Source organism: Mammaliicoccus sp. FSL K6-3158, assembly GCF_038005105.1.
GTDB lineage: Bacteria > Bacillota > Bacilli > Staphylococcales > Staphylococcaceae > Mammaliicoccus > Mammaliicoccus sciuri.
This window is the reverse complement of sequence record NZ_JBBOSL010000001.1, coordinates 768,411-782,892: the sequence shown is the minus strand read 5'-3', so window position 1 is coordinate 782,892 and position 14,482 is coordinate 768,411. Positions and strand designations below refer to the sequence as shown.

Genomic DNA, 14,482 nt, shown 5'->3' with positions numbered 1-14,482 from the left:
TTAATCTCTCCTTGTTGATTGTCGTTCTACTAAAGTAACATCTAATATTTGATGATGTTCTCTTTGTTTACCTTCCAACTGTTTAATCAATTGTTGACAAGCTTTTTGACCAATTAAATAAGCAGGTTGATGAATCGTTGTTAAACTTGGTGAATATGTACGTGATAACGGAATATCATCATATCCAACAACTTGTATATCATCTGGTACTTTGTATTGATGATTATAAAGAATACTCATGACGTTAAATGCACCTACATCATTACTACAAATAATACTATCAATGTCGTGTTCTTTAATTAAGTTGAGAAAATCATCTTCTGATAAAGATAATTCATTAGTTGAGATATACTTGATGCCCGCTTCATCTAACATTAACTTCGCACCATTGAATCGCTCTCTAAATGATTTGTAATTTAAATCTTGTTCTAAAATAAGAACAGATTGTGCTTTACCATTAATCACTGCTTGAGCTTGAAGTTGTCCACCTTTGTAATGATTTGTTTCAACAAATTCATGATCTTCGTACACACGGTCTAATAGAACAAAAGGCATATTATACGATTTAAATGAATCAAAAGTTTCCTTACTCGATAATTGTGAAGCAATAATACCACTACAATTATGTACGTTAAATGTATTTAAATAAGCAAGTTCTTTCATATCATTGCCATCACCATTTCCAATAATGATATGATAGCCCAACGCCATCGCTTCATCTTCAACACCTCTAGCAACTACTGTAAAAAAAGGGTTACTCATATCTGGTAACAATAGTCCTATCATTCTAGATTGTCGTTTATATAAAGTTCTTGCTGTTTCGTTAGGTCGATAATTTAATTCTTGAATTGCTTTATCAATTTTATCTTGTGTTTCCTTCTTAACATAACCACTTTTATTAAGCGCTCTAGATACAGTAGCAACAGATACTCCTGCATGTTGCGCAACTTGTTTAATTGTTGCCATACTTCAACTTCCTTTTATGTAACCGTTTACACAAAAGGATATCACGCAATCTTTATTTATGCAATATTAATTTAAAAAATATTTTCTTTCTTCAGGTGTCGGTATCTTACATTCGTTTTTCAAAATCACTTTATGTCTGATTTTAGCAAATACATCGTAACCAACATCTCGAACACATCTCGGTATCCATTTCAAAGCCCATCCCAATAGTTGATAGCCTTTTATTTGAAGTAATAAATGAATAATCGCACTTGATTTAATCAATACTTTGTCACCATCTACAACGATAATACTATCAATTTTTTGCAAGTCAGGTCGAACATCAATTAAATGATCACCATATGAAGATTCAAGTTGAGCAAATTGAAAACGAGTCGAAATCTTATGATGAATTAACCACATCACAGCACGATTACAGTATCCACAATCCCCATCATAATAAACAATAGCGATAACAATCACTCCAATCATTATTTTCTTTAACGTAACACGACAGTATGATAAATAAAAGTTTTACGGACACAATTCCGAATAATGTCCCTAACGATAAAAAAGAGACTGGGACATTATGTAATGTCTCAGTCTCTTGTAGTATCTTGGCAGTAGATGACTGAATTGAAATGCGCTTGTATCAAGCTTTTTCAACTCTAGTCATCCTTGCCGGGGCGGGACTACGAAATCTTTTTTTACAAATTAGATTTCTGTCCTAGCACCTCTTCATTTCTATTATTAAGTAGCTTGTTTTTTAAATTCTTTATATTCTTCTTCATTAATTTTGATAATTTTAAATCCTACATATCCAAAGATGACGGATATAATTGGTACTGTATAATTAAAGATTGCATAAATACCATATTCTAATACATTCACATTCAATGTTTGGGCGATAAATACCCCACATGTATTCCATAAGAAGAATACTGAAGTTACTGTACCACCGTCTTCAAGTGCACGTGATAAGTTTTTCGGATGTAGCCTTCTTTCCAAAAATGTATTAATGTACATTCTTGAAGGAACTACAATCGATATGTATTGCTCTGAGCATGAAGCGTTTGTACCTATACATGAGATAATAACAGATGCTATTAAACCACCAGTACCTTTTGCGATTTTTAAAATTTTTGTAATGATAGCTTTCAGCATGCCTGAGTATTCTAGGATGCCTCCAAATGTCATAGCAACTATAGTCATTGAAATTGTATAGAACATGGATTCTAATCCACCTCTGTTGAACAATTCTTTAACTAAGTCGTTTTTTGTTTCTAGTACAAAACCAGTTTGTAATGTTTTCACACTGTCATGAAGACTACCACCTTGAATAAATATTTGTGATAAGAATCCTAAGACAATACCGACGACTAAAGCTGGGATTGCTGGCACTTTAAATGCTACTAATATTATAACAATTACGGGTACGAGCAGCAGCCACGGTGAAATTGTAAATTTATTTAGCATTTCACTATTGATAGCATCTATTTTTGCTTGATCCATATTACCAGCTGAAAATTGTTGTCCTAAAATAAAAAATACAATTAGTGAAATGATAACGGCAGGTACTGTCGTATAGAACATGTGTTTAATATGATCAAATAAATCTGTACCTGTTAGTCCTGCTGCTAAGTTTGTCGTATCTGATAATGGACTCATCTTATCACCAAAGTATGATCCTGATATAATAGCTCCGGCTATCATGCCAGCTGGAATATCCATACTTAATCCGATTCCCATACCCGCTACACCAACTGTTGCCATTGTTGACCAACTACTACCAATTGCTAATGATACGATTGCACAAATAACTGCGATGGTTACTAAAAATAATGATGGCGTTATTAATTTCAAGCCATAGTAAATCATTGTCGCTACTACGCCTCCACCTATCCAAGCACCAATGATCAGTCCAACTAAAATGATAATGACGATTGCTGGTAAGGCTAGCCTAATACCTTTATACATCATTTCTTCAATGTCTTGCCAGCTATACCCATGATAGTACGCTACAATTGCAGCAATTGCTGTTCCTATCATTAACGGTATGTGCGGAGCTTGTTCTAAAACGACTACCGTAAATAACATACTGATAATCATAAATAAAAATGGCACAACGGCCCAAAAGAAACTAATCTCTTTCTTAGATGTACTATTCTTCTCCATAGATAACCTCCTAAAATAAAGCGCTTACATTTATAATTTTAATATTTCATGGTACATATTACAATGCCATAATTACAAAGCCTGGACAAATATTTATGTGCCAGGCTCATACTTATAACTCATATAATTATTCATTAAGCATATATATAACTTCTTGCATAATTTCATTGAATTCTTCTTTATATTCATTGTTAAAACGTAAAATTACTGCTCGTTCGTCTGATTTTAAGCGATTTTTTAATATGTATCTTTTCTCAAATAAACGTTTGATCGCTCTCGCTGATTTATTTTGTTTAATATAGCCTTTTTCAATAGCATCTTTAAGATGTACTTCTTCCACTTCATTTAATTTCATTAAAAAGAAAAATTCATGCTTCTTTAGACCATACTTTTGTTCAATAACTAAAAAGATATTATCAATTTTATTTTGCTGATCGAAAAACGCTGAACATGTTGAAATTGCTTCTGAATAAGATTGAGTCTTCATAGTCTGACCTCCTGTTTTTTCCATTAATTAGATTTTCTTAAAATAATTTTAACACAAAATTAAATAACATCAATATGGAATTTAAATATATATTTGACAATTTATGTATTTTTATAGCAGTTAATTATCAAACCGAATTGACTAACTCACAAAGTGCATAGAAGTACTATAATTTTACAAATAAAAAAAGATTATAACTGTAATCGTTATAATCTTTTTCTTGTATTCAATTAATTGTAGATACTTACTTTTTAGCTTTATCTTTTAAATAGAATTCTTTTCCAGTAAAGAATTCTGTTGTTAAACTTTTAACTTTAGGCGCTAACATCACGACTGCGATAATATTTGGAATCAATATACATGCAAGTGCAATGTCTAATAAATTCCAGAGTTGTGTACCAGCACCGAATGCACCAAGTGCGATTGATAGTACATAAACAATCTTCATAATAAATCCTGCCGTTAAGCCAAATAAGTATTCTGCCATTCTTGAACCATAGTATATAACAACAATGATTGTCGAGAATACGAAGAAGACCATAGAGATAGAAACAATCCAGCTTCCAAATGTTCCAAATGCATTGTAAAATGCACGAGCTGTAAGTGCAGCAGATTGTTCTTTAGCATCATTATCTTTCCAAACGTCAGATACTAAAACGACAAATGCTGTCGTACTACATATGATTAATGTATCTACAACAATTTCACTTACACTCCAGAATGCTTGTCTTACAGGATGGTCAGTCTTTGCAGCCGCATGTGCAATTGGTGACGTACCAAGACCTGCTTCATTCGAATAAATACCACGTGCAAATCCCCAACGTACTGTTGTGGCTAACGCAGCACCGAAACTACCACCTAATGCCGCATCTGGATTAAAAGCCTTCTCAACAACTAAAGCAATTACGCTAGGCACATGTTGAATATTCAGTATAATAATCAAGAAGCCCATAATACAATATAAGCCTACCATAACCGGTACGATCATTTCGGTAAATGTTGCAATACGCTGAATACCACCAAATACAACTAAAGCTGCAATAACAGCTAGTACAATTCCTGTTATACCCATGTGAATATCGAATGTATCTTGTACAGTACTTGCTGCTGAATTCCCTTGTACCATAATACTTGGGATAAGTTCAATCATTAAAGCAAATGCAAATACAAACGAGAATACTAGTCCGACTTTTTTATTTTTGAAACCTTTTTTCATATAATATGTAGGTCCACCAACAAATTCTCCTTTATCGTTTTTCTCACGATAATATATACCTAGTACATTTTCGGAATATTTTAATGCCATTCCTAGAAACGCGATCACTAACATCCAAAATACTGCACCAGGTCCACCCATCATAATGGCTGTAGGTACACCGACAATGTTTGCCGCACCTACTGTTGATGATAAAGCAGACGTTAACGCTTGCCTCGGAGTAATCGTACCTTCTCCTTTAGGCTCTTTATTAATACTTCCAAAAGTTTGTTTCATCATGTAACCAAAATGTCTGAATTGAATTAAACCTAAATACAATGTTAAAAATAAGCTTGATACTAATAAAAGTGTGACGATTGGATACCCCCATAACCAATCTGAGAATGCTACGATTTTCTCCATAAAATGACCCCTTTGCTATTTTATTTGTGAAATATAAACCAAGCATAATTCTATATTACAGAATATTCTGTAATTTATAAACCTTTTAAAATATAAAAACGGAATAAAATCTTAAGTGTTAAGATTTTATTCCGTCTATTTTATCCTACATGTAATACTCTACAATGTTTTAAAAATTGATGTGAGTATTGTTCTTTAATTTCTTCAATCGAACCATAACATAAACCAATCATGCGCCATTTAGGATTATGACGATAGAATGAGTCTTTTTCTAAACTCCACTTCACCATTTTACCTTCGTGATTATATCTTGGTAATGTCATTTCGTGGCCATCAAGCACATTTAAGAATAATTGAAAGATTTCTGGATCTATTCTTTCAAACTGGTCAATCACTAGCCATTCTCTTTCTGAGTTCGTAATATGTCCTGTAATGAAACCTTCTCTATAATATAAAGCGCCACTTTCATTTGGTAAATATCGACCATATAACATTTCTTCTGAGAAATCAGGATGACCTACTGTATATATACCTTTAGCAAGTTCACGTTCAACATAATGTTTCGCTTTTTTCAAACCGTCTTCCTTATTGTCACAAAGCATTAAAATAATAGGTTTATCTTTTTTAGATTCATTTTCCTGCTCAGGTTGCACAGACATCTCATATTGATTGCTAGAACTTTCTTTGTACGTCCCGTTACTCATATCTATCATTGCATCATATTGTGCTTTTGTTAAATTAGCAATAGATTGTTTCGAACTATCTTGCAAGAAATATAATTTCTTTAAAGTTTGATGTCTATTTAATTCGCCAATATTCACAGGATTAATATCTTCATGATATTTAACTTCAATACACGTAGAATCTGTTCTACCTGGTTGTGGTGGCAACTTATGTATACTATCTGACACTTCCCCTGTTCCTATTATAGACTGATTAGCATTTCTACTTAAAAATATAATCTGGTCTCCTATTTCTAACTGAGTATAGTATGTATAACCATTTCTCTTTATACCATTTACAGTATGTGTAAAAATTGTATACGTTTGCTCTTCTTCAAATTGAATTTCTTCTGTTAGTAAGAAATACCTAGGAATTTTTATAGCGCCTTGTCCCAAGCCTATAATTAATTCGAATTCTTCTTTCGTAATTCGATTAAACAATTGTTCTGTCATCTGTTTAATTCTAGATTCTAATTGTTCACTTCTCTTTAAATATTCAATAGATAACATTGTTAAAGATTGCTCAAACTTAAATTGGATACTTACTTTTTGATTACCACCCGTTTGAACTTGTAAGATCTCACCGAACCCAAGTAAGCCGACTTGATTTTGTACTTGATAATAAATCACTTTATCTCCTGGTTTGGCTGTCTTAAATGCATGATAGCCTTGCGTTGGATTAAAGCTTGCACCTGATTCAAACACTGCAGTTTGGCCTTCTAATGGTTCCGTATGACGCCACCTATTATATCCACAATTTAACCAAAAGTAGTTTTTTTCTTCAGACATATGTATACTCCTTAATATCTATAATGATCGATTTTCATAATGATGTTTACTTTGATATCTTAACTTTTTCATATAATAATTACGCTTAAAATTTACTTTTTTAACAACACATTAATATTGTATAAGACATTCACACTCATGTCTATGTTTACAATCATAAAAAAAGAGCCACGGACACATCATAATGTCCAAGACTCTTCAATGATTAATGTATAAAATTATAGCTTGAAACTTGAGAAGCTGGTACCGTTCTGTAAGTTAGTACTCCTGGTGATGAACTAAAATTCATTTCTGATACTTGAATACTTCCGTTTGAATTAATTCTTTCAACAAATGATACATGACCATAGTAGCCAGCTGATGATTGAAGAATTGATCCAACTGACGGTGTATGATTAACTAGATAACCATCTTTAGCAGCTGCACTTGCCCAGTTATTTGCATTCCACCAATAAGTACTAATTGGTTTACCTATAGCTTGACGACGGTTAAATACGTGCCAAGTACATTGACCCCAGTCGTATAAGTTTTGATGATTGAATGTCGGTGATGTGTAACCACTGTTGTTATTTGAATTAGAAGCAGAACCTGAACTTGATGCTGTTCCACTCACTTTTAATTTTTGTCCCGGATAAATGATGAAGTTTGACAAACCATTTAATGACATAATTTTTTGGTATGTCGTTCCATACCTAGCTGCAATCGCTGATAGTGAATCTCCTGACTTAACGGTATAAGTAGAAGTGCTACTTGAAGCATTAGACGCTCCACTATTACTAGAGCTACCCGTGTTACTACTAGAAGTTGCTGTACCATTAACTTTTAATTTTTGTCCCGGATAAATAATTGTGTTGCTTAACCCATTCAATGACATAATTTTTTGATACGTTGTACCATATTTACCAGCAATAACCCCTAATGTATCTCCCGATTTTACTGTGTAATATGTCGTTGATGAAGTTGAAGTATTACTTGAGCTCGTGTTTGATGTACTTGATGAATTTGAAGTTCCAGGAACTTGCAATACTTGATTAGGAAAAATAAGGTTTGAACTTAATTTATTTAAGCTTTTAATTTTCGCAATCGTTGTATTATGTTTATCAGCAATCAGCCATAAAGAATCTCCGCTTTTAACTTTATAAGTTGCTGCTTCCGCATGATGAGAAGATACTGCAACTGCCACCGAAGCACCAACAAATGCCGCTATTGTCTTTTTCTTCAAAATAACTTACCTCCATCTTCTTACAGTTTTTTTATGAATTCTTATTAATTATACACCGTAATGTTTATCGTTTATATTACAGTTTTATTTCATTTTCATTAATCCTATAATAGTATATTACTTTTAAAGATTAATTAGAAAATGAACAAATATAATAAATCGCATATTATAAATAGCGCAAGGTAAATTGAGTAGGTGGGTAGGAAGATAATATGCGTGAGTCTTCTTGCAGTACACCCTGATTTTGTACCCTATCGCACGATATCTACGAGTCTTCGTGCGTTACATCCTGATTTTGTACCCTATCATACATAAAAACAGTAGAAATTCTATTACAGAATTTCTACTGTTGATTTATTATGCTTTATACGATCAGCGATAACCCTGCTAAGCATGGCATAAGATTGACTAATATGCCGCCTATTTTGAGTCCTGCTGATATGTCTTTATCTTTTAATGTAGAGATTGCAAGTATTAAACCAATTAACGCAATGATAAATGGTATGACTGGCGTTGGATACTTAGGCATTCCGAAAAATAAACCTAATCCTGCAATGACTGCACATACTAATGATAAATATAGAAATTTTTTCATTTGATAGACCCCTATCTACACATAACTAATGATGACTTCTAATTCACCATTTATGTGATTATCTAAATCATCTGCTGTCATGATTAAATGATCGCCTTTTTCTACTTCAAATACATTACCATCTGTAATAATTTCTCCGCTTCCAGCTATCACACTTACTAAGCAATAGTCTCTAGGTTTTCTAAAATTAAATGTCCCACTAATTTCCCACTTTGCAACTGTAAAGAAGTCGCTTTCGATTAATAATGTTCCTTTTTGTTCTTCATCATCAATCTTTTTAGGTGGTACATTTGGACTTTGTGCACCTACTGTTATAACGTCGATACTCTTATCTAAATGAAGTTCCCTCTTCTTGCCGTCTTTATCAATTCTGTCATAATCATAAATTCTATATGTTGTATCAGAATTTTGTTGTGTTTCTAGAATCATAATACCGCTACCTATTGCGTGAACTGTTCCACTAGGTACATAGAAGAAGTCTCCTTTTTCTACTTTTACGCGTTTAAATAAGTGATCCCAATCTTCATTCTGTATAAATTCTTCTAATTGTTGTTTTGTGTTTGCGTATGTTCCATATATAATTTCTGCATCTTCTTTAGCATCTATAATATACCAACATTCTGTCTTACCAAATTCACCGTTTTCATGTTCATGTGCATATGTATCATCAGGATGTACTTGTACAGATAGTTGATCATTTGCATCAAGAATCTTAGTTAATAATGGGAACTTTTCTTCTGTAGGATTACCGAAAAGTCCTGGGTGATTTAACCAAACTTCATCTAAAGTTTGTCCTTTATATGGTCCGTTTGCGATTTCGTTTGGCCCATTTACATGTGCAGATATTCCCCAACATTCACCGATTCGTCCTTCAGGCAGGTTATATCCCATATTTTCTAAATTTCTACCACCCCATATACGTTCTTTGAATACAGGCTTTAAAATTAATGGAGACATTCAATCATCCTTTTCTTATTGTTGTTATATATTGTATACCGCTTATTTTTATAATCGTTTTAATGTACCAATGGTGATTGTACCATAACGACACTATATTGTGGAATACTCATAACACAGATAGATCGAATTTATAACTATTATTAATTTTATAATTATTAAAATGCATAATACTATTTATTAAAATAAATATCTCCTCCTGGTCCTAGAGGTATACCAAGTAAGTACCATATAATCATAAATAATGGCCAAACGATTCCTAACACAATTGAATATGGCATTAAACTAGATATTAATGTACCTAGTTTCATATTTTTATCATATTTTTGAGCATATGAAAGTAATAATGGTAAATATGGCATCATCGGTGTAATCGGATTTGTAATGGAGTCGCCGATACGATAAACCATTTGTGTAAATGCTGGATGATAGCCTAATAACATAAACATTGGTATAAAGATTGGTGCTAATATTGCCCATTTAGCTGAGGCACTTCCGATTAATAGATTGATAAGACTACTTAAAATTATAAATCCAATAATCAAGATGACTCCATTTTGACCTTGCAATAATTCTGCACCTTTTACAGAGATCACAATACCTAAATTGCTCCATTCTAAATATGCTAAAAGTTGAGCAGCAAAAAATACAATAACGATAAAGCTACCCATTGTGGACATGGAATCTGATAACATTTTTCCTAAATCTTTTGTATTTGAGATTTTCCCGGAAAGAATACCATATACAAATCCAGGCACGAAAAAGATAACTAAAATAATGATACCTACACCATCCATCAATGGTGCTTTATCAATTAAACTACCTGTCTTTGGATTTCTTAACCAACCATTTTCAGGAATCGCTAAAGCAAGTAATAACGCTACAACAACAAAGAAACTAATATTTGCAAACTTCAATGCTTTACTTTCTTTTGCACTAATTTCATTATCATCTCTTTGATCCTCAGAACCTTCATCAGGTTTATATATACCTAAACGCGGAATAACGACTTTCATACTGACGTAATAAATAGCTGGTAATAATATAATTGTTGATGCTGCAATAAAATACCAGTTCATCGCGACATTTAAATTGATATCTTTATCAATTATTTCAGCTGCTGGTTTCGTAAACGCATATACTAACGCATCACTCATACCTAATGTAACGTTCGCAGCAAATGCACCTAGTGCTGAGGCATAAGCCATCGCAAGTCCAGCAATCGGATGATAACCTAACTTTATAAAGACTAATGCTGTTAATGGTGGTAACACGACTGGCGCTGCATCTCCTGCAGCATTACCGATAATACCTACAAATATAATAATTGGTACAATGATTTTTCTAGGTGCTTTCTGAACAACTTGTATCATTAACTTATCAAAATACCCCGTCTTTTCAGCAACACCTATCCCTAACATAACTGCTAGTACTAAGCCTAATGCGGGAAATTCCGAAAAATTCGTGATAGATTCACTAATAATTTTTCCGAAACCTTCTCTAGAAATTAAATTTGTAACTTCTACAGTCTTTCCAGTTGCAGGACTTTCAACTTTTATGTGAAATAATGAAATAAACCAAGACAGAAATATTAACGCTGCACATAAGAAGAAAAATAGTATACTTGGATCGGGCAATCTATTCCCTGCTCTTTCTATTAAATTTAGAAATCTATTAATGATTGAAACTCTTTCTTTTGTTTGATTCATATATTATCCTCCCATCAGTAAATTAAAAACAGTATATCAAACTGTATTTATTTTTTGAAGGTTCTGATAATTTTACAAATGTTTTTATAACAAGTCTTTATATAAAATTTTAAATCGCATTTAAGTGTAAATTTGGCATCTTTTTTTAAGAATTAACATTGATAAAGTGCACAGTTGACCTTATACTAAGTATACAGATGATAAGTTGTAATAAATGTACTTCATTTTCGAATAGACATCATGCAATTTATTATTAACTGTAAGAAGTCTTTATATATGATTATGAAATGGAACGGATGGGGTTACATACCCTAAAGCGATAAGCCTCCTGAAGCTTATCGCTTTTAATTTTGCATAAAATAAAAAACTGCTATCATGTCTCTGTAAGACACCAATAGCAGTTATCATCATCAATTATTATTGTTCTGTTTTTTTAATATTACTAAGTACAACTTTTTCCACTTCTTCTAAATGAAATGCCATCTTATGTTGCGCAAGCTCTGCATTTTGAGATTTAATAGCTTCAAAAATTTCTTTATGCTCATTATATAACTTCTCGATTGATTTACTTTTCGTATATAAATAAATCCTTCTCGTTTCTTTCATTGTATGTCTCATGATTTCAGATACATTTAACAATAATTGTTTAAGCATATCATTTTTAGCCGCTTCTACTACAGCTAAATGAAATTTCAAATCAGAAGCTTCTCCTAATTCATTGTCTTGAATGGCTTGTTTCATATCTTTTAATGCAGATTCAATAGCATGCAAGTCATCATCTGTTCTTTTTTCTGCTGCTAGTCTTGATACACCGACTTCAACAATTTTACGGACTTCTAGTAAATTTTCAATATCTTTAACGTCTCCATTGATTGCTTCGATATTAAAATAAACTTCTTCTCTTTCAACGATGAAAGTACCTTGCCCGTGTTTAATTTCTACATAGCCCATTGCTCTTAACGCATTCAATGCTTCTCTTATCGTTGCTTGTCCTACCCCAAAACTTTCAGATAAAGCCTTTATAGATGGTAAGCGGTCTCCTATTTTCAAACGACCTTCATTAATATCTAATATGATGACATCTGCAACTTTTTCGTATAATTTCTTGTTCGATATCTTCATTCTTCTTTCTCCACCTTGTTAAAATCATTAGTAGAGCAATTATATCATTTAAAATATATTTCATCTTAAAGAATTTAAATTATTGATGAAATTCTCTTTTAATACTTTCCATTGCTTCTTCTAATGTTGCACCTGTTGATAAAGATACACTTGCTAAAAATGCACCTTCTACAATGGGACCGTCTACTTTGTACAATTTATGTTCACCATCATATAAGTCTAACGCCATGTCTAAATTCATTTCAGATGAACCAATATCGTAAAATAACAATGCATCTTCAGTTAATGCATCAATCACTTCATTAACCGTATCAATACTTGTGCCGATTCCACCTTCATTTGTCCCACCTTTTGCGATAACTGTAACACTTGGAGACATTTGTTCCAATAATGCTTTTACACCTTGTGCGATATCGTTACTATGACTAATAATACCTATTGTCGCCATATTTACACACCCTCACTTAAAGCTTTTAATACATAAACCATACTTTGAGCGCCAGGATCTATATGTCCTATAGAATCCTTTTTGAAATAGGCTGCTCTACCTTTAGTTGCTTCTAAATCTTTAGTATCTTCAGCGAACTGTTGCAACACATCTTCAGATAATGAATCTCCATTCGATAAGTGATCTGAGGCTTTTAATAACACATCATACATTGTTTTTTCGCCGCCTGTTACTTTACCTCTAGCTGCAACTGCATCTTTAAAAGTATTTATATATTCTAATAAATTATCAGAAGTGATTTCATCATAATCTAGACCTGCCATTTTAACAAAGCTAAATCCATACAGTGGACCTGATGCACCACCTACTGAACTCATTAAAGTCATGCCAGTAGATTTCAATATATCACTCACTGTATCTCCTGTAACTTTTTCGTCCACTGCTTTAAATCCGCGTAACATATTAACACCATGGTCGCCATCACCAATTGCTCTATCTAATTGTGTTAAATTTTGTTCTTCTTGTTCAAACGTATGACTTAAATCTTTAAGTTTGTTTAACAATGTTTCTGCGTTCATTTAAAATGCCTCCTATTTAAAATATTTACTTTCTGTCGGTGCGTTAAATGCTTCTTCAACTTCTTGTTGATAAGGCACTAATGTAATAGAAAATCCTTGCATATCGAGTGCAGTCATATAATTACCAACAAAATATTTTTTAACCTCTAATTCATTTTGCTCTGCATATTCATTAAAATAATGCGCGATGATTGCAAGTTCAGAATCTGGTGTCGCACCCATACCATTAATCATAACGATTAATGATTTATCAGAAACTTCCTTTTCAAGTTCATGCATTAAACGATTAATGATTTTATCGATTGTTTCAATATTTTCTTGATAAATACCACGTTCACCATGAATACCAATACCAATCTCCATTTTATTATCATCTAAATCAAATCCGTATTGACCAGTTGTTGGTACTAAACAAGGATAAATGGCCATTCCAATTGTTCTAATATTTTCAATAAATGATTCTACTTTTTCTTTAATAGCTGCTAAATTATATCCATTATCAGATAGATAGCCGGCATACTTATGTACAAGAACTGTACCCGCTACACCTCTTCTATCTTGTTCATTTTCAATAGAAATATCATCACGTACGATAACGGATTGGCAAGAAATACCTTCCATTTCTGCCATCTCTTGTGCCATTTCAAAGTTCATAACATCTCCGGCATAGTTCTTAATGATTAATAAGACACCTTCATCAGTCGCGACATGTTTAATCGCTTCGAGAATTTTATCTGGTGTTGGAGAAGTAAAGACTTCACCACATACAGCTGCATCTAACATACCTTCAGCAACATATCCAGCATGTGCAGGTTCATGACCAGAACCACCACCAGAAACTAAAGCAACACCACTCTTTTTAACATTTTTACGAACGACAACATTGCCGCTAATAATTTCAACTGAGTTATCCATTACTTCGATTCCCTTAAGCATATCCGCTACAAAGTTTGTTTTTTCATTCATTAATTTCTTCATAAAATGACCTCCCGCCTAAATTCTATGTTTTCTATTCCATTATAAAACGTTTAGATACGTAAGCGTTAACAATATGAGTTAATAAGAAATATTAATTTAAGAATGAGTGGATATGGGGCATACGGACAGAATTCCGA

Annotated in this window: 14 protein-coding genes; all 14 read right to left on the bottom strand. The window is 32.7% G+C overall.

Annotation, left to right across the window (positions count from 1 at the left end; all coding sequences use genetic code 11):
- A complete protein-coding gene (locus MHH94_RS03750; RefSeq protein WP_058591123.1) occupies nt 1–966 on the bottom strand; it encodes a LacI family DNA-binding transcriptional regulator in 966 nt (321 codons plus the stop codon).
- A 66-nt stretch (nt 967–1,032) separates the two neighbouring features.
- Complete coding sequence (locus MHH94_RS03745) at nt 1,033–1,437, bottom strand: thiol-disulfide oxidoreductase DCC family protein (RefSeq protein ID WP_232202332.1); 405 nt, start codon at nt 1,435–1,437, stop codon at nt 1,033–1,035.
- Between the two features lie 258 nt (nt 1,438–1,695).
- The gene (nhaC, locus tag MHH94_RS03740; protein ID WP_078354918.1) at nt 1,696–3,120 is read right to left on the bottom strand and encodes a Na+/H+ antiporter NhaC; all 1,425 of its coding nucleotides are present in this window, start codon (nt 3,118–3,120) and stop codon (nt 1,696–1,698) included.
- A 127-nt stretch (nt 3,121–3,247) separates the two neighbouring features.
- A complete protein-coding gene (locus MHH94_RS03735; RefSeq protein WP_048541006.1) occupies nt 3,248–3,607 on the bottom strand; it encodes a transcriptional regulator, SarA/Rot family in 360 nt (119 codons plus the stop codon).
- A gap of 244 nt (nt 3,608–3,851) precedes the next feature.
- The gene (locus tag MHH94_RS03730; protein WP_058591124.1) at nt 3,852–5,225 is read right to left on the bottom strand and encodes an alanine/glycine:cation symporter family protein; all 1,374 of its coding nucleotides are present in this window, start codon (nt 5,223–5,225) and stop codon (nt 3,852–3,854) included.
- A gap of 140 nt (nt 5,226–5,365) precedes the next feature.
- Nucleotides 5,366–6,736, bottom strand: a complete 1,371-nt coding sequence (locus MHH94_RS03725) for an EVE domain-containing protein (protein ID WP_208182653.1) — start codon at nt 6,734–6,736, stop codon at nt 5,366–5,368.
- Between the two features lie 205 nt (nt 6,737–6,941).
- A complete protein-coding gene (locus tag MHH94_RS03720) occupies nt 6,942–7,958 on the bottom strand; it encodes a LysM peptidoglycan-binding domain-containing protein (RefSeq protein ID WP_058591126.1) in 1,017 nt (338 codons plus the stop codon).
- A gap of 364 nt (nt 7,959–8,322) precedes the next feature.
- Nucleotides 8,323–8,553 carry a hypothetical protein gene (locus tag MHH94_RS03715; RefSeq protein WP_048541014.1) on the bottom strand — a complete coding sequence of 77 codons (231 nt, stop codon included), beginning with the start codon at nt 8,551–8,553 and terminating at the stop codon, nt 8,323–8,325.
- 15 nt (nt 8,554–8,568) lie between these two features.
- On the bottom strand, nt 8,569–9,510 hold the full coding sequence (gene manA / locus MHH94_RS03710; protein WP_058591127.1) for a mannose-6-phosphate isomerase, class I: 942 nt from the start codon (nt 9,508–9,510) through the stop codon (nt 8,569–8,571).
- Nucleotides 9,511–9,683: 173 nt separating this feature from the next.
- Nucleotides 9,684–11,219 (bottom strand): AbgT family transporter, encoded by a 1,536-nt coding sequence (locus MHH94_RS03705; protein ID WP_058591128.1) that lies wholly within the window; start codon nt 11,217–11,219, stop codon nt 9,684–9,686.
- A gap of 417 nt (nt 11,220–11,636) precedes the next feature.
- A complete protein-coding gene (locus MHH94_RS03700; protein ID WP_025906426.1) occupies nt 11,637–12,341 on the bottom strand; it encodes a FadR/GntR family transcriptional regulator in 705 nt (234 codons plus the stop codon).
- A gap of 79 nt (nt 12,342–12,420) precedes the next feature.
- Complete coding sequence (dhaM, locus tag MHH94_RS03695; RefSeq protein ID WP_325889139.1) at nt 12,421–12,789, bottom strand: dihydroxyacetone kinase phosphoryl donor subunit DhaM; 369 nt, start codon at nt 12,787–12,789, stop codon at nt 12,421–12,423.
- Between the two features lie 2 nt (nt 12,790–12,791).
- Nucleotides 12,792–13,367, bottom strand: a complete 576-nt coding sequence (gene dhaL, locus MHH94_RS03690) for a dihydroxyacetone kinase subunit DhaL (RefSeq protein WP_058591130.1) — start codon at nt 13,365–13,367, stop codon at nt 12,792–12,794.
- A gap of 12 nt (nt 13,368–13,379) precedes the next feature.
- The gene (dhaK, locus tag MHH94_RS03685; protein ID WP_058591131.1) at nt 13,380–14,345 is read right to left on the bottom strand and encodes a dihydroxyacetone kinase subunit DhaK; all 966 of its coding nucleotides are present in this window, start codon (nt 14,343–14,345) and stop codon (nt 13,380–13,382) included.
- Nucleotides 14,346–14,482 lie beyond the last annotated feature (137 nt).

Excerpts from the sequence above, each read along its gene's own strand:
- MHH94_RS03725 (WP_208182653.1), bottom strand. The coding sequence starts at position 6,736 with ATGTCTGAAGAAAAAAACTACTTTTGGTTAAATTGTGGATATAATAGG.
- dhaK (WP_058591131.1), bottom strand. The coding sequence starts at position 14,345 with ATGAAGAAATTAATGAATGAAAAAACAAACTTTGTAGCGGATATGCTT.
- dhaM (WP_325889139.1), bottom strand. The coding sequence starts at position 12,789 with ATGGCGACAATAGGTATTATTAGTCATAGTAACGATATCGCACAAGGT.
- MHH94_RS03750 (WP_058591123.1), bottom strand. The coding sequence starts at position 966 with ATGGCAACAATTAAACAAGTTGCGCAACATGCAGGAGTATCTGTTGCT.
- MHH94_RS03730 (WP_058591124.1), bottom strand. The coding sequence starts at position 5,225 with ATGGAGAAAATCGTAGCATTCTCAGATTGGTTATGGGGGTATCCAATC.
- MHH94_RS03735 (WP_048541006.1), bottom strand. The coding sequence starts at position 3,607 with ATGAAGACTCAATCTTATTCAGAAGCAATTTCAACATGTTCAGCGTTT.
- MHH94_RS03705 (WP_058591128.1), bottom strand. The coding sequence starts at position 11,219 with ATGAATCAAACAAAAGAAAGAGTTTCAATCATTAATAGATTTCTAAAT.
- MHH94_RS03745 (WP_232202332.1), bottom strand. The coding sequence starts at position 1,437 with ATGATTGGAGTGATTGTTATCGCTATTGTTTATTATGATGGGGATTGT.
- manA (WP_058591127.1), bottom strand. The coding sequence starts at position 9,510 with ATGTCTCCATTAATTTTAAAGCCTGTATTCAAAGAACGTATATGGGGT.
- MHH94_RS03715 (WP_048541014.1), bottom strand. The coding sequence starts at position 8,553 with ATGAAAAAATTTCTATATTTATCATTAGTATGTGCAGTCATTGCAGGA.
- MHH94_RS03700 (WP_025906426.1), bottom strand. The coding sequence starts at position 12,341 with ATGAAGATATCGAACAAGAAATTATACGAAAAAGTTGCAGATGTCATC.
- nhaC (WP_078354918.1), bottom strand. The coding sequence starts at position 3,120 with ATGGAGAAGAATAGTACATCTAAGAAAGAGATTAGTTTCTTTTGGGCC.
- dhaL (WP_058591130.1), bottom strand. The coding sequence starts at position 13,367 with ATGAACGCAGAAACATTGTTAAACAAACTTAAAGATTTAAGTCATACG.